The organism is Pseudomonas sp. FW305-3-2-15-E-TSA4, from assembly GCF_058787295.1.
Genome location: NZ_JBYSZP010000025.1, coordinates 1 through 19,021, shown reverse-complemented (window position 1 = coordinate 19,021; position 19,021 = coordinate 1). Strand labels below are relative to the sequence as shown.

Sequence of the window (19,021 nt, the reverse complement as noted above, 5' to 3'; positions counted from 1 at the left end):
GAGCCATGAACGATCCGAAAACCGAAGCCAAGTACGAATCCATTCTCCTGCGGGTGGTGTGGATGATCGTCTACGTGCTGGTCTGGCAAGTGGCGCAGTTCATCCTCGGCGCCGTGGTGCTGGTGCAACTGATCTATCGTTTGATTTACGGCGCGCCGAGCGCCAGCCTGATGAATTTCGGCGACAGCCTGAGCCAGTTCCTCGCGCAGATCGGCCGCTTCGGCAGCTTTCACAGCGACCAGAAACCCTGGCCGTTTGCCGACTGGCCAACCCCGCGTGCCCCGGAAGGCGAAGCACCGCACGCCGTGCCGCCAGCGCCGCATCCGGCCCGCGATGAGGAACCCAAGCTATGAAACTCTGGGTGTTGCGTCACGGCGAGGCGGTGCCTTACGGCTCGTGCCCTGACTCCGAGCGGGCGTTGACCGAACACGGTCGCAAAGAAGCGTTGAGCAGCGCCGCGCAATTGATCGGCCAGCCACTGACGGCGATCTACGCCAGCCCTTATCTGCGTGCGCAACAGACCGCACAGATTGTCCGCGAGGCGCTGGGGTTCGAGCCGGAGATCCGCACGGTCGATTGGCTGAAGCCAGAGAGCGATCCGGACAAGGTCACCGATCAACTGGTGTCGGTGAGCAATGTGCTGCTGGTCAGCCATAACCCGTTGGTGGGCAACCTGCTGAGCTATCTGCAGCACGGCGCCGGGCATCCACCGGAGAAGGTCGGCACTGCCGGTCTGGCTGAGCTGGAAAGCCCTGAACTGCTGATCGGCTCGATGACCCTCAACAGCCTCAAGCACCCCTGACACTGATTCCTTGTGGGAGCGGGCCCTCATTTTCAGTTGAAATTATTTGTTTGAATTTTCCAACCAAGCACTTGCTTGGTTGACTACGCTTGCTCCAGACCCAAAAAACAGGAGCGAGTCGCATGTCTGCCGCCTTCCGTTTGCCGCTGGACGTGTTCTACGAGCGTGAGGCCCGGCACCCGCGCCAGCGTTTTCTGGTGCAGCCCATCGGCGGCGGGCAGGTCGAGACCCTGACCTGGGCCGACGTCGGTCATCAAGCGCGTTGTGCCGCGCACTGGCTGCGCGCGCGGGAATTACCGCAGGGCAGCCACATCGCGCTGATCTCGAAAAACTGCGCGCACTGGATCATTGCCGATCTGGCGATCTGGATGGCCGGGCACGTCTCGGTGCCGCTGTATCCCAACCTCACCGCCGACTCGGTGAATCAGGTGCTGACGCATTCGGAAAGTGTGCTGGCGTTCATTGGCAAACTCGATGACTGGCCGGGCATATCGGTCGGTGTGCCGGCGGATTTGCCGACCATCAGCCTGCCGCTGCACCCGCCCGGCGAATTCGATTTCAGTTGGGATGACCTGCAAAAAAGCTCGCCAATCCGTGACGATCCGCGCTCGCCAGGCGAACAACTGGCAACCATCATCTACACCTCAGGCACCACCGGGTTGCCCAAAGGCGTGATGCACAGCTTTGCCAATCTGGGGTTCGCCACGACTCGCGGCACGCAACTGTTCGGGCTTAACGAGCAAGACCGGCTGCTGTCGTACCTGCCGCTGTGCCATGTCGCCGAACGCATGTTCGTTGAGCTGGCCTCGATCTATACCGGGCAAACCGTGTTCTTTGCCGAAAGCCTCGACACCTTCATCACCGACCTGCAGCGGGCGCGGCCCACGGCGATGTTCGGCGTGCCGCGGATCTGGACCAAATTCCAGATGGGCGTGTACGGCAAGATTCCGGCCAAGCGCCTGGATTTCCTGCTCGGCCTGCCGTTCCTTGGCAAGCGGGTCGGGCACAAGGTGCTGGCCGGCCTGGGCCTTGATGCCTTGCGCGTGGCGCTGTCCGGTGCGGCACCGGTGCCGCAGACCTTGCTCAGTTGGTATCAGAAACTCGGCCTCGATGTGCTGGAGGTGTATGGCATGACCGAGAGTTGCGGCTACTCGCACATCTGCCTGCCGGGCCAGTACAAACAGGGCTGGATCGGCAAACCTTGCCCGGAGGTCGAGGTGCGGATCGACGAGTCCGGCGAGGTGCAGGTGCGCAGTCAGGCGAACATGCTCGGCTATTTCAAGGAGCCGCAGAAAACCGCCGAGACCCTCACCGAGGACGGCTTCCTGCGTACCGGCGACAAGGGCGAGCAGGATGCCGAGGGGCGCTTGCGCCTGACCGGCCGGCTCAAGGAAATCTTCAAGACCAGTAAAGGCAAATACGTCGCCCCGGCGCCGATTGAAAACCGGCTGGCGGTGCACTCGCGGATCGAACAGGTCTGTGTGGTCGGCGATGGCCTGAGTGCGCCGCTGGGCTTGTGCGTGCTCTCGACGGTCAATCAGGACGAAGGGCGGGCCAGCCTGCATTCGAGCCTGGAAAAACTGCTGGAAGAGGTCAACGCCGTGCTCGACAAACACGAGCGCCTGCGCCGGCTGGTGGTGGTCAAGGACAGCTGGGCGGTGGAAAACGGTTTTCTCACGCCGACCTTGAAGATCAAGCGCAACGTCATTGAAGACACCTACGGCGCGCGGTTTGAAGAATGGAGCGCGCGCAGCGAGGCGGTGCTGTGGCAGGATTGAGTGACCACCAAAACAACAAAGGAAGCCTGCGATGAGCTTGTGGCGCACCACTCCGAACATCGAGCAGTTGAACGCAATCCAGAAAAACACCATCGGCGAAGTGCTGGATATCCGTTTCGAGTCCTTCGACGAGGAATCGCTGACGGCGAGCATGGTCATCGACCACCGCACCCATCAGCCTTACGGTCTGCTGCACGGCGGCGCCTCGGTGGTGCTGGCGGAAACCGTCGGTTCGATGGCCAGTTATCTGTGCATCGATGCCAGCAAGTTCTACTGCGTGGGGCTGGAGATCAATGCCAACCATTTGCGCGGTTTGCGCAGCGGGCGCGTGACCGCGGTGGCCAAACCGATTCACATCGGCCGCACCACGCATGTCTGGGACATCCGCCTGACCAGTGACGAGGGCAAGGCCAGTTGTGTGTCGCGGTTGACCATGGCGGTGGTGCCACTGGGCGAGCAGCCGCCGGCGCGTTGAGGTCAGATGCGCCATCGCCATGACCGGACTGTCATCATTCCTGGCAGTTACGGTCATTGCTCAGGGCCGCGCTCTTGCGGACAATCAGCGGCATGTTTCCGCTCATGGATAAACCTGCATGTCGCAACCGATCTTTTTCGCCCACGCCAACGGGTTTCCCTCGGGCACCTATGGCAAGTTGTTCGCGGCGCTGGCGCCCGAGTATCGGGTCGCGCATCTGGAACAGCATGCCCATGACCCGCGTTTCCCGGCGGACGACAACTGGTACAACCTGGTCGACGAACTGATCCACCATCTGCGGCAACAGGATCAGCCGGTGTGGGGCGTCGGCCATTCGTTTGGCGGCGTGTTGCACCTGCACGCGGCGTTGCGTTGCCCTGAGCTGTATCGCGGCGTGGTCATGCTCGACTCGCCGGTGCTGACCCGCACCGACCAGTGGGTGATCCGCGCGGCCAAGCGCTTCGGTTTTATCGACAAACTGACCCCGGCCGGACGTACGTTGGGGCGGCGCGAAGAGTTCGCCGATCTCGACACGGCGCGCAGCTATTTTGCCGGCAAGACCCTGTTTCGCGGTTTCGATCCGGAATGCTTCGATGCCTACCTGCAGCACGGGCTGCATACGGTTGGCGACAAGCTGCGTCTGCGCTTTGATCCGGCCACTGAAATCAGCATCTATCGCGGCGTGCCGCACACCAGTCCCGGTCGCACTCGTCAGCTGAAAGTGCCGCTGGCGGTGGTGCGTGGGCACAAGAGTCGGGTGGTCATGCGTCATCACAGCCGATTCGTCGGGCGCCTGCCGCAGGGTGAAGCACTGAGCATGCCGGGCGGGCACATGTTTCCGCTGGAACGTCCGCAAGACACGGCGCGCCTGCTCAAAGAGCTGTTTACGCGCTGGGAGCGCCGCCAACAGAAGGACTGCGCATGAGCCCGACCTTTGAAGAAGTGCGCTTGAGCCTGCCGCATATCGAACTGGCGGCGCACTTGTTCGGCCCCGAGGACGGTCTGCCGGTGATTGCCCTGCATGGCTGGCTCGACAACGCCAACAGCTTTGCGCGCCTGGCGCCCAAGCTCAAAGGCCTGCGCATCATCGCGCTGGACATGGCCGGGCATGGGCATTCCGGGCATCGGCCCAACGGCGCCGGTTATGCGTTGTGGGACTATGCGCACGACGTGTTGCAGGTCGCCGAGCAATTGGGCTGGAAGCGCTTCGGCCTGCTCGGGCATTCGATGGGCGCGATCGTTTCGCTGGTGCTGGCCGGTTCGTTGCCGGAGCGCATCAGCCACCTGGCGTTGATCGACGGGGTGATTCCTCCTACGGACAAAGGCGAAAATGCTGCCGAGCGCATGGGCATGGCCCTGCAGGCGCAACTGGATTTGCGCGAGAAGCGCAAGCCGGTCTACAACACCCTTGATCGTGCCATCGAAGCGCGGATGAAGGGGCTGGTGGCGGTCAGCCGCGAAGCCGCCGAACTGCTGGCGCAGCGCGGCCTGATGCCGGTGCCCGGCGGTTATACCTGGCGCACCGACAATCGCCTGACCCTGCCGTCACCGCTGCGCCTGACTCAAGAGCAGGCGATGGCTTTCGTCCAGCGCATCACCTGCCCGGCGCAACTGGTGGTGGCCGCCGACGGCATGCTGGCCAAACATCCGGAGTTGCTGGAGCGTCTACCCTTTAGCCAGGAACAGCTGGCGGGCGGGCATCATTTGCACCTGAACGATGAGTCCGGTGCCGACCTTGTCGCAGACTGTTTCAATCGCTTCTTCGCCATTCCTTGACTTGCACCGGGCAACTGTCGAGGCTGGGCGGGTTGAAATGGGAGACAAACTCGATGGATTTCTATACCGCTGCGCCCCCGACCCGCCAAGCCATGCCGATCCGATGAGCCTGACTATGCGGTCACTCAGTCTGTTGGCGCTGTGCTGTTTCAGTTCCGTTTCGTTCGCCGCCGACGTGCCCGGCAGCCAGGATTTGCAGATCGTGCCGCGTCTGGCCGATGCGCAGATCGTCGACTATCGCCCTCCTGTGGAGCTTGAGCGGATCTATCCGCTGGGCTCGATCCGCAAGATCAGCGGCCAGTTGCGCTTTGACGGCCAGGTCACGGCGCGCGGCCAGACCACTTCGGTCACCTACGAGTTGCCGCCTGAGCATTCCGCCACCGAAGCCTTCACCGCCGCCCGCGAAGCCCTGCAAAAGCAGGACGCCGAGTTGCTGTTCTGGTGTCAGGCCCGTGATTGTGGCGAAAGCAGCCTGTGGGCCAATGAAGTGTTCGGCAACTCCAAGCTGTACGGTGCCGATGAGCAACAGGCCTATCTGCTGTTGCGTCTGGCCGCACCGAAGGACAACACCCTGGTCGCGCTCTACAGCATCACCCGCGGTAATCGCAAAGCCTACCTGCATGTCGAACAGTTCGAAGCGGGCGCGCCGCTGGGCGTGTTGCTGCCGACCTCGGCCACGCTGTTGCGACAGCTCAAAAGTACCGGTGAACTGGACTTTCCCAAGCTGACCGGCGATCCGGATGACACCTGGTTACGACTGATTTCCCGTGGCTTGAACCTCGACACCACCCAACGCGTGACGATTGCCGGACCCAAGGCCGAGGCCTGGCGTCAGGCGCTGATCGGTCAGGGGGTGCGGGCGGCACGGATGGAGGCGGGGAGCGCCGACGGCTCTGGCCTGCGCATCGATCTGTTGCGGTAAGCTGCATCGGGCGTGCACGCGCGGCGTGTTCGCCTACTCTTTGACCGACTGACTTCTTCGAGACTGTACATGCTCAATAACGATCGGCTGTTGGTGCAAATCCTCCTGCTGGTGCTGTTCGGTGCCAGCCTGTGGGTGATGGCGCCGTTCTGGTCGGCGCTGTTCTGGGGCGCGGTGCTGGCGTTCGCCAGTTGGCCGCTGATGCGTCTGCTGACCCGCTGGCTCAATGGCCGCGAATCACTCGCCGCGGCCATTTTGACCCTGGGCTGGATGTTGCTGGTGGCGGCGCCGCTGGTGTGGCTCGGGTTCAACCTGGCCGATCACGTGCGCGATGCCACGGCGTTCATCAAGGATGTGCAGGTCGATGGTCTGCCGGAGGCGCCGGTCTGGCTCGGCAGCGTACCGTTGGTGGGCGAGCGGCTGGTGGGGATCTGGAACAGCATTGATCAGCAGGGCGCAGCGCTGATGGTGTCGATCAAACCGTATCTGGGGCAGGTCGGTAACTGGTTGCTGGCGCGCAGTGCGCAGATCGGCGGCGGGATTCTCGAGCTGACATTGAGCATTGTCTTCGTGTTCTTTTTCTATCGCGACGGGCCGCGCTTGGCGGCGTTTGTGCACGGTCTGCTGCAGCGCCTGATCGGCGAGCGAGCCGGGTATTACATCGAGCTGGTGGCCGGCACTGTACAGCGGGTGGTCAACGGGGTGATCGGTACGGCGGCGGCGCAGGCGGTTCTGGCGTTGGTCGGGTTCCTGATTGCCGGGGTCCCGGGGGCGCTGGTGCTGGGGATCGTGACCTTTCTGTTGAGTCTGATTCCGATGGGGCCACCGTTGGTGTGGATTCCGGCCACGGCCTGGCTGGCCTGGAAAGGTGAATACGGGATGGCGGTGTTTCTCGGGATCTGGGGGACGTTCATCATCAGTGGCGTGGATAACGTGTTGAAGCCCTATCTGATCAGCCGCGGCGGGAATCTGCCGTTGGTGATTGTATTGCTTGGGGTGTTTGGCGGGTTGATCGCTTTTGGGTTTATCGGGTTGTTTATCGGGCCTACGTTGTTGGCGGTGGCTTATAGTTTGTTGACGGATTGGAGCAAGAGTCAGGCTCGGGTTTAGGCGCCCTGGCTTTTTTGGGGTTGTGGGCATATCCGTTTTTTTGGGGGTTGCGGCTGGCGGTTTCGCCCTTACGGCGAGTCACTTTTTACAAACGCCTAAAAAGTAACCCAAAACGCTTGCTCCTACGTTCGGCCCGCTCGCTGGGGCTCGGGGTCCCTTCGCTCCGGGATTCATCCGGGGGCATCGCCTCCGGTTTGCTTCGCTGCACCTCCTCTCGCTGTGTTTGGCTTCGCCAAACGGTCGCTGCGCTCCCACCCCCGGATCAATCCCTCCACTCAGCCTTCCGATGTCGCCCGTAGGTCAAGATCAAGAGCTTTCGGCGAGCTGACACTCGGCCATTGAGTGGGGCGGCTTCGCCGCGTGCGGTGCATACAGTTAAAAATTGTGGGAGCCAGCCTGCTGGCGATGGCGGCCTGACAGCCGACCAATTTCCAACTGACCACCCCCAATCCAACTGTGGGAGCGGGCTTGCTCGCGAAGGCGGGCTTATAGCCGAACAATCTCCAACTGAATGCACTCCATCCAATTGTAGGAGTGAGCCTGCTCGCGAAGAGGCATATCAGGCAACCAATCTCTCACGGTTACACCCAAATGACCGTTCCCACACCGCTGCATGGAAACGATCATCCATTACGACATCGGGTCAGGTCGCCACATTCAGGTATTTGCCCACCGGCGCGGCATTGTCCAGCGAGTACTGTTTGCTCAAGTTGGCAATCATCCGGTTCAGCGCTTCGCTGGTGGTCTGGGTACTGGTGGTCTGTTCTTCGGGCGGGCGATCCCGACCTGCCTGTAGCGCCGCTTTCAGTTCGTCGCTGTTCACGCCGCCACTGCTGTCGCTGTCCAGTACCTTGAGCAATGCAGCGCTGGTATCAGTGCTACTCGTCGAGGCGCTGTCGCTGCTTTGCAACGCGCTGCTCAGTTCGGTCTCGCTGATGCTGCCGTCGCCATCGGCATCCAGTTGGCTGAACAGTTCGTTGCTGGAGGCTTGTTGCGGCGGTGGTGGCGGTGGTGGGGTGAGGCTGGCGGTGAGTTCGTCCTGGCTGACGGTGCCGTCCTTGTTCTTGTCCAGGGCCGAGAAGATTTGGTTGCTGTCGGCGCTGCTGCCGGCGCTGGTCAGGCCGTTGCTCAGTTCGTCGCTGCTGATGGCGCCATCACCATCGGCGTCGAGGGCGCTGATCAGGGCGTCGGCCAGATCGGTGTTGGGGGCTTGATCCTGCGGTGGCGGTGGGGGCGCCATGGCGGTCATTTCTTCGATGCTGAGGCTGCCGCTGGCGTCGCTGTCCAGATCGCCAAATTGCTTGCTCAGGTTGACCAGCAGGCCATCGTCGGATTTCTGCGACAGGGCACTTTTCAGTTCGTCCTGATCCACCGCGCCGTCGCCGTTGCTGTCGAGTTTGGCGAACAGTTCCTTTTGCAATTGCTGGCTGCGGGCGTTCTGGGTGGTGCTGCTGGTGCTGGTATAGCTCGTGTAATTGCTGACGCTACCGATCATGGGCTCACTCCTTGGACTGTAAAACCGGTGGGTGTACCGGCTTGTGCAGACTCAAGGGGCAAGATGTCCTGGGTGTTTTGGCTTTGTACCGGTGGGTATACACGATGGAGTGAACACCACTGAAACCTGTGGGAGCGGGCTTGCTCGCGAAGGCGGCCGATCATTCAACACAGAAGTCGACTGACACACCGCTTTCGCGAGCAAGCCCGCTCCCACGGTGGATAGGTGTGTTTCTTAAGTGCGCGGTAGGCGGATGATTGCGGTCAGGCCGCCACCCGGGGTTTCTTCCAGATTCAATTGTCCACCCAAACGCTGCGCTGCCTCGCGGGCGATGGTCATGCCCAGGCCGACGCCGCCGGAGTTGCGGTTGCGCGAGCCTTCCAGGCGAAAGAACGGTTCGAACACCGCCTCGCGCTTGTCTTCGGCAATCCCCGGGCCGTGGTCGATCACGCGGATCAGCAGTTGCTCGCGTTGATCCTGCAGTTCGATGCGTGCCTGTCCGGCGTAGCGCAGGGCGTTGTCCATCAGGTTGTTGATGCACGAGCGCAGCGCCATCGGCTGCACCTGCAGCGGTGCGCAATGGCCGCTGACTTCAACGTCTGCACCTTGATCCTGAGCGTTCTCGCACAACGATTCGACCAGCGCCTGCACATCCATCAACTGCAACGCTTCGCTGGTGCGCTGTTCGTGCAGGTAGGTGAGGGTGGCGTCGAGCATGCCGATCATGTCGTTGAGGTCTTGGCGCATCTGGCCTTGCAGTTTTTCGTCGTCGATCTGTTCCAGGCGCAGCTTCAACCGCGACAGCGGAGTGCGCAGGTCGTGGGAGACGGCGCCGAGCATGCGTGCTCGCTGCTGCACCTGTTCACGAATGCGTTGTTGCATCAGGTTGAAGGTGTGCGCCGCCTGTCGTGCCTCACGCGGGCCGGACTCGTCCAGCGGCGGGCTGTCGAGGTTTTCGCTGAGGCGTTCGGCGGCATCGCTCAGGCGCTGGATCGGCCGGCTGAGCAGTTTGGCGCCGTACCACGCAGCGATCATCAGCGAGATGAACTGGAAGGTCAGCGGCACCAACGGCCCGCCGAACCAGGGGCGCGGCGGGCGATGGGCGAAACGTGGATCCGGCGGCGGCCGCTGACCGTCGACGCCCGCGGCAAATTCCGGCGGGGGTGGCGGCGGGGGCGGGCCGTAGTGGTGAAACCAGGCAAAGGCCAGCAGGTGCGCCAGGACGATCGCCACGAACAGCATGCCAAACAGGCGGCCAAACAGCGTGTCGAAGCGCGCTCGCATCAGCCGATGTCTCGCGCGTCGAACAGGTAACCTTCACCGCGCACGGTTTTGATCAACTGCGGGGCTTTCGGGTCGTCACCAAGTTTTTGCCGCAGGCGCGACACCAGCAAATCGATGCTGCGGTCGAACGCCTCGATCGAACGGCCACGGGCGGCATCCAGCAGTTGTTCGCGGCTGAGTACCCGGCGCGGGCGTTCGATGAACACCCAGAGCAGGCGGAATTCGGCGTTGGACAGCGGCACCACCAGGCCATCGTCGGCGATCAACTGCCGCAGCACACTGTTCAGGCGCCAGTTGTCGAAGCGAATGTTGGCGCGCTGTTCGGTGCGGTCATCGCGAACCCGACGCAGGATGGTCTGGATCCGCGCCACCAGTTCCCGTGGTTCGAACGGTTTGGCCATGTAGTCATCGGCACCCAGTTCCAGGCCGATGATGCGGTCGGTGGGTTCACAGCGGGCGGTGAGCATGAGGATCGGGATGTCCGATTCGGCGCGCAGCCAGCGGCACAGCGACAGGCCGTCTTCGCCGGGCAGCATCAGGTCGAGCACCACCACGTCGAAATGCTCGGCCTGCATCGCCTGACGCATGGCCGCGCCGTCGGTGACGCCGCTGGCGTGGATGTTGAAACGGGCCAGGTAGTCGATCATCAATTCGCGGATCGGCACATCGTCATCGACGATCAGCGCGCGGATGCTCCAGCGTTTGTCGTCTTTCTGCTCATCAGTCACGGTGGTCTGGGTGTTGTGCATGGGGCTGTTCATCTGCCAGTAGGCCGCCAACCACAAAGATGGGCTGCGAGGTGGTGGTTTCAGCATAGGCGTCCTGCCGTGAGGCGGGAAGTGCTGATGTAAGGACGTGTTGCGGCTGGCGAGGCTAGCGCGGGCGCTTGTTGGCGGCGTGTCGGTTGTGTATCGGGTTCGACACAATAGCCGCGAGCGCTATGCTGATCACGGTTGCGGCGACGATTTACCGATCATCGGGTGCCGCGCCGTCGCCGCTTCCGCTACAATGCGCGCCGATTTCGACTTGCCTGAGAGCCCATCCATGTCCGCCTGCCAGACTCCTATCATCGTCGCCCTGGATTTCCCCACCCGTGACGCCGCACTGAAGCTGGCCGATCAGTTGGACCCGAAACTGTGCCGGGTCAAAGTGGGCAAGGAACTGTTCACCAGTTGCGCCGCGGAAATTGTCGGCACCCTGCGTGACAAAGGCTTCGAGGTGTTCCTCGACCTGAAATTCCACGACATTCCCAACACCACCGCGATGGCGGTGAAAGCCGCTGCCGAGATGGGTGTTTGGATGGTCAACGTGCATTGCTCCGGCGGCCTGCGCATGATGGCGGCCTGCCGTGAAGAGCTTTCCAAACGCAGCGGCCCGCAACCGTTGCTGATCGGCGTGACCGTGCTGACCAGCATGGAGCGTGAGGATCTGGCCGGTATCGGTCTGGATATCGAACCGCAGGAGCAAGTGCTGCGTCTGGCTGCGCTGGCCGAGAAGGCCGGGATGGACGGTCTGGTGTGCTCGGCGCTGGAAGCCACCGCACTGAAGTCGGCGCACCCGTCGCTGCAACTGGTGACCCCGGGGATTCGTCCGGCGGGCAGTGCGCAAGATGACCAGCGCCGTATCCTGACCCCGCGTCAGGCGCTGGATGCCGGTTCCGATTATCTGGTGATCGGCCGTCCGATCAGCCAGGCGGCGGATCCGGCCAAGGCACTGGCGTCGGTCGTGGCCGAACTGGCCTAAGCAAACACCGCCGAACCCTGTAGGAGTGAGCCTGCTCGCGATAGCGGTGTATCAGTGACATTGATTGTGGCTGATACACCGCTATCGCGAGCAGGCTCACTCCTACAATTGTTTCGTGGTGGCTTTAGACCTTCAGCACCAACTTGCCGAAATTCTCCCCGCTGAACAACTTCATCAGTGTCTCCGGAAAGGTCTCCAGACCTTCAACGATGTCTTCCTTGCTCTTGAGCTGCCCCTTGGCCATCCAGCCGGCCATTTCCTGCGCGGCACCGGCGTACTGCGCGGCATAGTCCATCACCACAAAGCCTTCCATGCGCGCACGATTGACCAGCAGTGACAGGTAGTTGGCCGGGCCTTTGACCGCTTCCTTGTTGTTGTACTGGCTGATGGCGCCGCAGATCACCACCCGGGCTTTCGGCGCCAGACGGCTGAGCACAGCGTCGAGGATCTCGCCGCCGACGTTATCGAAATACACATCAACGCCTTTCGGGCACTCACGCTTGAGTCCGGCCAGCACGTCTTCGTGCTTGTAATCGATAGCGCCGTCGAAGCCCAGTTCATCGATCAGGTATTTGCACTTGTCGGCACCACCGGCGATGCCGACGACCCGGCAGCCTTTGATCTTGGCGATCTGTCCGGCAATGCTGCCCACTGCCCCGGCAGCTCCCGACAATACCACGGTGTCGCCGGCCTTCGGTGCGCCGACGTCGAGCAGGGCGAAGTAAGCGGTCATGCCGGTCATACCCAGCGCGGACAGATACACCGGCAGCGGCGCCAGTTTCGGATCGACTTTGTAGAAACCTCTGGGCTCGCCAAGGAAATAATCCTGCACGCCGAGGGCGCCGTTGACGTAGTCGCCGACGGCAAAGCCCGGGTTGTTCGAGGCGATGACCTGGCCCACGCCCAAGGCACGCATGACTTCACCGATTTCTACCGGCGGGATGTAGGACTTGCCCTCGTTCATCCAGCCGCGCATGGCCGGGTCGAGGGACAGGTATTGGTTTTTCACCAGTATCTGACCAGCGCCCGGTTCGCCGACCGGGACTTCCTGGTAGGTGAAGGTCTCACGGGTTGCAGCCCCCACCGGGCGTTTGGCGAGGAGGAACTGGCGATTAGTCTGACTGGTCATGGCAGGCACTCGAACTGAATGAAGCCTTGTTGATAGACCCTCGAGGCCAATGCTGCAAGGTCGGCTGATGTGGCGAATGCGCAATGATCCAGTGCAGTGATAGTGGCCCACAGGCTTTTATCACTGCGACGGATGAAGGCATAAACAGCCTTCTGATAGTGCTGACTCGGGACGGGCCCCGGTGACTATGCTGCGAGTCTGCAAATCCCTCCTGCATCTCTCCCTTCGAGGACATAACAATGAGCATGACGTTTTCCGGCCAAGTGGTCGTAGTCACCGGAGCGGCCAACGGTATCGGCCGGGCGACCGCCCAGGCGTTCGCCGCCGAAGGTTTGAAAGTGGTGGTGGCCGACCTGGACACGGCAGGGGGCGAAGGCACCGTGGCGCTGATTCGTACAGCCGGCGGCGAAGCGACCTTCGTACGCTGCAACGTTACCGTCGAAAGCGAAGTGAAGAATCTGATGGACGAGGTGATCAATACCTACGGTCGCCTGGACTACGCCTTCAACAATGCCGGGATCGAAATCGAGCAAGGCAAACTGGCCGACGGCTCGATGGACGAGTTCGACGCGATTATGGGCGTCAACGTCAAAGGTGTGTGGTTGTGCATGAAGTACCAGTTGCCGTTGTTGCTCGCTCAGGGCGGCGGGGCGGTCGTCAACACCGCGTCGGTGGCGGGCCTTGGCGCGGCACCGAAGATGAGCATTTATGCGGCGTCGAAACACGCGGTGATCGGCCTGACCAAGTCGGCGGCGATCGAATACGCGAAGAAGAAAATCCGCGTCAACGCCGTGTGCCCGGCGGTGATCGATACCGACATGTTCCGTCGCGCTTACGAGGCTGACCCGAAGAAAGGCGAATTCGCCAACGCGATGCATCCAGTGGGGCGCATCGGCAAGGTCGAGGAAATCGCCAGCGCCGTGCTGTATCTGTGCAGCGATGGCGCGGCGTTTACCACCGGTCATTCCCTGGCCGTGGATGGCGGCGTCACGGCTTTCTGACGCCGAGTGGCAACACTCTGGAACCCGCCTCAGTGCGGGTTTTCCTGTTGCTGGGCGCCCGTTCCGTTAAACCGTTAAACAATGTGTATCAAACGGTTAGAACGGCTGCTTTTGACGGCGTTGTCGCACAGCCTGAGCGACGCGGCTGTGATTTACTGCCGCCAGCAAAATGGACAGGAGTTTGCGTGCTCATGGAATTGAGAATTGACCGACAGGCAATGGTGCCGGTCGTACAGCAGATTGTTGATGGCATGACTGAGTGGATCTCGCGAAGCGGTGTGGCGCCGAGCACGCGCTTGCCCTCCGTCAGGCAGATTGCGCGCTCCAATCTGCTGAGTCAGTCGTGTGTGGCCGAAGCCTGCGAACGGCTGGTGGCGCAAGGCGTTCTGGCCCCGCGTCAGGGCGCCGGGTTCATGGTGGCCGCGCAGGGCCGTGGGGTGATCGGGATTGACTGCGGGCAGGCACACAGCGGGTTGAAACTCGGCGAGGGAGGCTTGCCGCAGAGCTGGCGTGAATCCGACGACCTGAGTTATGCGATCCGTCAGGTGGCCCGTACCGACATGGCGAGTCTGTTCAATTACAGCAGCCCGCTGGGGCTGCCGGCGTTACGCGAGCAGATCGTCAAACGCCTCAGGCTGATCGGCGTCGAGGCTCTGGATGAACAGGTGCTGACGACCTCCGGTGCGAGCCAGGCGCTTGATCTGCTCGCGCGCACATTGTTGAAGGCCGGTGACTGCGTTGTCGTCGAAACCCCGGGCTATGCGCCGCTGTTCGAGCTGTTGCGCCTGTACGGCGTGCAGTTGCTGGAAGTGCGCCGCACGCCGAGCGGGCCGGATCCCCAGGCGCTGGAAGCACTGTTGCGGCAGTTCCGGCCGGTCGCGATGTTCATCAACAGTCACCACCACAATCCCACCGGCTCTTGCCTGACACTTGGCGTTGCCCAACAGATCCTGCGGTTGTGCAACGCTCACGATGTGCGAGTGATCGAGGACGATGTCTACGCCGACCTGCACAATGGCAATGGCACACGCCTGGCGGCACTCGATGAGCGAGTGATCTATGTCGGCAGCTTTTCCAAGACACTGAGCAGCTCGCTGCGCGTCGGGTTTGTGTACGCCGAGCCAGCGCTGATTGCGCGGCTGGGGCGAATCAAGATGATCAGTAGCATGGGCGCTTCGAGTTTCAATGAGGCGGTGCTGACCAGTCTTCTGGCCAATGGCGCCTATCGCAAAATGGTCCAGCGCCAGCGTCAACGGTTGAATACCGATCGGGTCGCCGCGTTGCAGGCGCTGGAAGACGCCGACTGGGAGGTCTTCGGTAAGCCGTGTGGCGGCCTGTTCATCTGGGCCCGTGCCCCTCTGGGCGATACTGGCCGCTTGCACAGTCAGGCGCAGTGCAATGGTGTCAGCCTTTGCGACCCGGGGGCCTTCAGTCCGAGTGGCGAACCCAGTGAGTGGCAGCGGATCAACGTAGCCTATGCCTGTGATCCGAGGGCCCGGCAGTTTTTTCGCAGTACCGGTGTGAATCGACCTCAAGCGTTCTGAAAACGACGCGTGCGTAGCTTTTTGCCATTATTCCGCCGCCAGAGACTTGTGCTGCTCCATGGCCGTTGCGAATCTTCGGCAACAGACTTTGGCAGGGGACTACGCGCAATGATTTCCGCCGTGCAAGGACGTTTTGCCAACCTCGGTATGGCGAAGAAACTGGGTATCGGGTTCGTGCTGGTGCTGCTGTTGACTGCGCTGGTGGCTGCCATTGGTGTCTGGTCCCTGCAGACCATCAGTCAGCGCTTCGATGGACTGAAGCAGATGTCGTCGCTCAACAGTGCACTGCTCAAGGTGCGGCTGCTGGAGCAGGACTATGCGCTGCACAGCAATCCGAAAACCGTCGATGCCTTGCACGAAGGCGTAGACGGTTTGCTGGCTCAGGCCGCGCAACTCAAGGCGCAGTCCCCGGCCAACGTGGCGGTGATGAGCGATGTCGAACAGGCACTGGGCGCTTATCGCAAGGCTTTCGATGAGTTTGTCTCGCTGACCCAGGCCAAGGATCTGGCGCTGGAAATGGCCAGTTGGTCGGTGTCCAGCGTGGCCAATAACCTGGACGTACTGCAGGCCGGGCTGGCCGATGATGGCGCGTATACCTTGAAGGACACCGAAGGCAAGGACGGCGCACAGTTCATCGAACAGGCCAGCCAGGTCAGCCAGGTGTCGCGGCTGATGTTGCAGGCGATGAACGAGGCGCGGGTTCGTCTGGATCAGAGCCGCAAGGGCGATGCCGACAGTGCCGGCAAGGGCAATATCGAGCAGGCCGCCCAGGCGCAGGCTCAGGCCGAGCAGTTGAAGACCACGGTCAAGGATGAGGGCTACCTGACGGTACTCAATGAAGTGTCCGGGCACATCGCCGGTTTCAACGACAAGCTCGCCGAGTACACCGGCCTGCTGGCCCAGGAAAAAGCCGTCTACGAACAGTTGCACCAGCGTGCGGCGCAGGTGATGGAGCGCGTGGATCAGGCGTATGGCGCCGAGGACGGCGCGATGCAGGCGGAATTGAAGAAGAACTCGGCGTTGATCATCGGTTCTTCGGCGCTGGCGTTGCTGGTGGGGCTGATTGCCGCGTGGCTCATCACCCGGTTGATCGTCGCGCCGCTGCGCAGTGTGATGCGGGTGGCGCAACAGATTGCGGCGGGGGATTTGAGTGCGAGGGTGGAGGTCACCCGGCGTGATGAGATCGGGCAACTGATGCTGGCGATGCAGCAGATGGGCACTGGGCTGAGCACGATCGTCAGCGGTTTGCAGGCGGGCATCGAGCAGTTGGCCAGTTCCGCGCAATCGCTGTCGGCGGTAACCGAGCAGACCAACCTTGAGGTCAACAGCCAGAAGGAAGAGACCGAGCAAGTGGCCACGGCCATGAACCAGATGACCGCCACCGTGCATGACGTGGCGCGCAATGCCGAGGAAGCCGCGCTGGCCGCACAAACGGCGGATGCCAAGGTCGAGAGCGGGCAGCAGGTGGTGCGCCAGAGCATGGTGCGGATCGAGCAACTGGCGGATTCGGCGACATCAGCCAGTTCGAGCATCGAAAGCCTCAGTGCGCAGATCCAGAACATCGGTACGGTGCTGGATGTGATCAAGAGCGTTGCCGAGCAGACCAATCTGCTGGCGCTCAACGCCGCGATCGAGGCGGCGCGGGCCGGGGAACAGGGCAGGGGCTTTGCGGTGGTGGCTGATGAGGTTCGCGCGTTGGCGCGGCGTACGCAGCAATCGACCGAGGAGATCGAGCGGCTGGTCAGTGCTTTGCGTTCGGCAGCGCATTCGTCGGTGCAGCAGATTCAGAGCAGTGGTGACTTGGTGAAGCTGGCGGTCAGTGATGCGCTGCAGACCGAGAGTGCGCTGGGCAGTATTGCGGCGGCGGTTTCGTTGATTCAGCAGATGAATCAGCAGATTGCGGCGGCGGCGGAGGAGCAGAGCTCGGTGGCTGAGGAGATCAATCGCAGTGTTACGAGTATTCGTGCGAGTGCGGATCAGTCTTCGATGGCGATGCGGGGGAATGCGGTTTCGAGTGTTGAGCTGGCGCGGTTGGGAGGGGAGCTCAAGGGGATGGTTGGGCATTTTCGGCTTTGACTTGGCGGCCTCTGGGCCGACCAGGTTCTTGGGGTTTTGGGTGAATATCCGTTGCTGCGGTAACGGCTTCTTATGGTTCCGCTCTTACAGCGGCTCACTTTTCCAGACGCCGAAAAGTAAGCAAAAGGCTTGGCCCCGGCGTTCGGCCCTCGCTTAGGCTCGGGTTCCTTCGCTCCGGGATTCATCCGGGGGCATCGCCTCCGGTTTGCTTCGCTGCACCTCCTCTCGATGTGTTTGGCTGCGCCAAACGGTCGCTGCGCTCCCACCCCCCCCCGGATGAACCCCTCCACTCAGCCTGCCGAAGGGGCCGGCACGGCAAGATCAAGAGCTTTCGGCGAGCTGACACTCGGCCATTTGAGTGGTGAAGAGCGAAGCGGTGCACTATCTCGCTCTTCTGTAGGAGTGAGCCTGCTCGCGAAGGCGGCCTGACAGCCGACCACTTTTCTAACTCACTCACCCTATCCCACTGTGGGAGCTGGCTTGCCAGCGATGGCGGCCTGACAGCCGACCAATCTCCAACTGAATAAACTCATGCCCACTGTGGGAGCGGGCTTGCTCGCGAAGGCGGCCTTACTGCCAACCAATCTCTAACTGAATGTTCGCAATGGCAGTCAGCCCACCCCCCACAAAAAAGCCACCTCTCGGTGGCTTCTCTTAACTCTCGACCATCAGTCGTAAATCACTTTCTTCTTCCAGTCCGCATCGGCTTCGACTTCTTTGAGGCCTTCGGTCAACTGGTTCACTTCGCCTTCAACCGGAGCAATCTTGTCCATGACCTGGGCATTGGCGCGGGCCAGGAGTTTTTCCAGGTATTGCAGTTGTTCCGAGTACATCTGCGGGTCTTGCTGTTTGCGCAGGTATTGCACGCCGCGTTCGAAGGCGAGGCGGGCCTGGCCGGGTTGGTTTTGTTGCAGGGATTGTTGGCCGAGGTTGTTGAAGAATTCGATGTGCAGCAGGACCAGGATGTGGCGGACTTCCTTGATCCAGTGTTTGGCTTCGTTCGGTGGCAGGAAGCCGTCATGGGCGGCGCGGGTGATCTGGCCGTGCAAGGCTTCGAGCAGGAAGCGGACGTCCTTGGCTTTGGCTTCGGTCAGGATCGGTGCCGGCGGGTTGTTGACCGGGATCGATTCGCCTTGGGCCACCAGTGCGCTGAGTTCGGTGATCCGTGCCTTGGTCGTGGCGCTGGTTTTTTCCAGGTTCAGCAGGCGCTGGCAGACGTTCAGCTCCAGACGGGTCAGCAGCAGCTTGAGTGCCGGGGTCATGAACTGGCCGGGGAAGGTTTCGGTCAGCTCGCCGCAGCGGCGCAGGCGGTCGTTGAGTTCGACTTTGGTGCGGGCCTTCTCCAGTTTGTTGTTTTCCACCACATGGTTCATGTAGCCAATGGCGATCAGAATTGCGATCCCGGCTATGACTAGCAGGGTGATCATGAGTGGTGTCACCGGTAAGACCTCTTTATAGGGTTCGCATGCGAGTGTAGTGGCTGGACATTCAGGCGCCCAGCGCCGCTCGACGAGTTGATTCAGCAGCTTCTGTCTATATCGGCTGCCCACTGCTTATATGAATGCTGGCGCAAGGTGCGCAGATTGCCATCATTGTGTTGCGGACTATAACGCCTTGGCGGGTGGCGGAATATAGGCGTCAATCGTCGGGCGACGGAAAAGCCCGAATGCTCCCGTAAAGCAGGTCGAAGTCATTGATTTAAATAAATTTATATTCGGGGGTTGACGACCTCTCAAACCATCCATAGAATGCGCGCCACTTGCAGCGTAAAGCACACAGCGAAACGCGGCAGGGAGTGAATGTTGTAGCGTGTCCCCTTCGTCTAGTGGCCTAGGACACCGCCCTTTCACGGCGGTAACAGGGGTTCGAGTCCCCTAGGGGACGCC

Annotated in this window: 17 protein-coding genes, 1 tRNA gene and 1 pseudogene; 14 read left to right on the top strand and 5 right to left on the bottom strand. The window is 61.6% G+C overall.

Translation table 11 applies throughout. The features are described 5' to 3' along the window. Positions 1-5: 5 nt before the first annotated feature. The 8 genes from AC3WMV_RS26230 to AC3WMV_RS26195 all read left to right on the top strand — a co-directional run bounded on the left by AC3WMV_RS26230 (position 6) and on the right by AC3WMV_RS26195 (position 6,863). Positions 6-353 carry a DUF4389 domain-containing protein gene (locus tag AC3WMV_RS26230; protein ID WP_103368738.1) on the top strand — a complete coding sequence of 116 codons (348 nt, stop codon included), beginning with the start codon at positions 6-8 and terminating at the stop codon, positions 351-353. Continuing rightward, positions 350-802 carry a phosphohistidine phosphatase SixA gene (sixA, locus tag AC3WMV_RS26225; protein ID WP_027612312.1) on the top strand — a complete coding sequence of 151 codons (453 nt, stop codon included), beginning with the start codon at positions 350-352 and terminating at the stop codon, positions 800-802. Before AC3WMV_RS26230 ends, sixA begins: the two co-directional genes overlap by 4 nt. A 122-nt stretch (positions 803-924) precedes the next feature. Then, positions 925-2,580: an AMP-binding protein gene (locus AC3WMV_RS26220; protein ID WP_103368737.1), complete on the top strand. Its 1,656-nt coding sequence runs from the start codon at positions 925-927 to the stop codon at positions 2,578-2,580. Positions 2,581-2,611: 31 nt separating this feature from the next. Further along, positions 2,612-3,055 carry a hotdog fold thioesterase gene (locus AC3WMV_RS26215; RefSeq protein ID WP_027612314.1) on the top strand — a complete coding sequence of 148 codons (444 nt, stop codon included), beginning with the start codon at positions 2,612-2,614 and terminating at the stop codon, positions 3,053-3,055. 118 nt (positions 3,056-3,173) lie between these two features. Continuing rightward, positions 3,174-3,980: an alpha/beta fold hydrolase gene (locus tag AC3WMV_RS26210; RefSeq protein ID WP_103368736.1), complete on the top strand. Its 807-nt coding sequence runs from the start codon at positions 3,174-3,176 to the stop codon at positions 3,978-3,980. Further along, entirely contained in the window at positions 3,977-4,831 is an 855-nt protein-coding gene (locus AC3WMV_RS26205) for an alpha/beta hydrolase (protein ID WP_027612316.1), read from the top strand. Before AC3WMV_RS26210 ends, AC3WMV_RS26205 begins: the two co-directional genes overlap by 4 nt. 115 nt (positions 4,832-4,946) lie before the next feature. Continuing rightward, positions 4,947-5,753, top strand: a complete 807-nt coding sequence (locus AC3WMV_RS26200) for a DUF4892 domain-containing protein (RefSeq protein WP_103368735.1) — start codon at positions 4,947-4,949, stop codon at positions 5,751-5,753. A gap of 69 nt (positions 5,754-5,822) precedes the next feature. Further along, positions 5,823-6,863: an AI-2E family transporter gene (locus AC3WMV_RS26195; RefSeq protein WP_027612318.1), complete on the top strand. Its 1,041-nt coding sequence runs from the start codon at positions 5,823-5,825 to the stop codon at positions 6,861-6,863. Positions 6,864-7,506: 643 nt separating this feature from the next. Here the strand turns inward: AC3WMV_RS26195 and xopAW are convergent. From xopAW to AC3WMV_RS26180, 3 genes are all read right to left on the bottom strand, one after another. Continuing rightward, positions 7,507-8,358, bottom strand: coding sequence for an EF-hand domain-containing protein (gene xopAW / locus AC3WMV_RS26190; protein ID WP_103368734.1), 852 nt, complete (start codon positions 8,356-8,358; stop codon positions 7,507-7,509). Positions 8,359-8,592: 234 nt separating this feature from the next. Continuing rightward, positions 8,593-9,642, bottom strand: a complete 1,050-nt coding sequence (locus AC3WMV_RS26185) for a sensor histidine kinase (protein ID WP_492561403.1) — start codon at positions 9,640-9,642, stop codon at positions 8,593-8,595. Next, positions 9,642-10,391 (bottom strand): response regulator, encoded by a 750-nt coding sequence (locus AC3WMV_RS26180; RefSeq protein ID WP_041073744.1) that lies wholly within the window; start codon positions 10,389-10,391, stop codon positions 9,642-9,644. The genes AC3WMV_RS26185 and AC3WMV_RS26180 overlap by 1 nt, the downstream gene beginning before the upstream one ends. Positions 10,392-10,686: 295 nt before the next feature. Between AC3WMV_RS26180 and pyrF the strand changes: the two genes are divergently transcribed. Then, on the top strand, positions 10,687-11,385 hold the full coding sequence (gene pyrF, locus AC3WMV_RS26175; protein ID WP_047295723.1) for an orotidine-5'-phosphate decarboxylase: 699 nt from the start codon (positions 10,687-10,689) through the stop codon (positions 11,383-11,385). Positions 11,386-11,509: 124 nt separating this feature from the next. On the opposite strand, the gene AC3WMV_RS26170 is transcribed toward pyrF, so the two are convergent. Then, positions 11,510-12,514 (bottom strand): NADP-dependent oxidoreductase, encoded by a 1,005-nt coding sequence (locus AC3WMV_RS26170; RefSeq protein ID WP_103369812.1) that lies wholly within the window; start codon positions 12,512-12,514, stop codon positions 11,510-11,512. 239 nt (positions 12,515-12,753) lie between these two features. Here AC3WMV_RS26170 and AC3WMV_RS26165 point away from each other — a divergent pair, with 239 nt between their 5' ends. From AC3WMV_RS26165 to AC3WMV_RS26150, 4 genes and pseudogenes are all read left to right on the top strand, one after another. Beyond that, positions 12,754-13,515 (top strand): SDR family oxidoreductase, encoded by a 762-nt coding sequence (locus tag AC3WMV_RS26165; RefSeq protein ID WP_103369813.1) that lies wholly within the window; start codon positions 12,754-12,756, stop codon positions 13,513-13,515. 191 nt (positions 13,516-13,706) lie between these two features. Next, positions 13,707-15,059, top strand: coding sequence for an aminotransferase-like domain-containing protein (locus tag AC3WMV_RS26160; protein ID WP_027612324.1), 1,353 nt, complete (start codon positions 13,707-13,709; stop codon positions 15,057-15,059). Positions 15,060-15,167: 108 nt separating this feature from the next. Beyond that, positions 15,168-16,226 (top strand): annotated as a pseudogene (locus AC3WMV_RS26155) (HAMP domain-containing protein); the annotation flags it as partial. Between the two features lie 27 nt (positions 16,227-16,253). Then, positions 16,254-17,135 carry a methyl-accepting chemotaxis protein gene (locus tag AC3WMV_RS26150; RefSeq protein ID WP_371917821.1) on the top strand — a complete coding sequence of 294 codons (882 nt, stop codon included), beginning with the start codon at positions 16,254-16,256 and terminating at the stop codon, positions 17,133-17,135. 668 nt (positions 17,136-17,803) lie between these two features. Here AC3WMV_RS26150 and AC3WMV_RS26145 read toward each other — a convergent pair. Then, a complete protein-coding gene (locus AC3WMV_RS26145; RefSeq protein WP_171061878.1) occupies positions 17,804-18,562 on the bottom strand; it encodes a hypothetical protein in 759 nt (252 codons plus the stop codon). Between the two features lie 384 nt (positions 18,563-18,946). Here AC3WMV_RS26145 and AC3WMV_RS26140 point away from each other — a divergent pair. After that, a tRNA-Glu gene (locus AC3WMV_RS26140) sits at positions 18,947-19,019 on the top strand. Positions 19,020-19,021 lie beyond the last annotated feature (2 nt).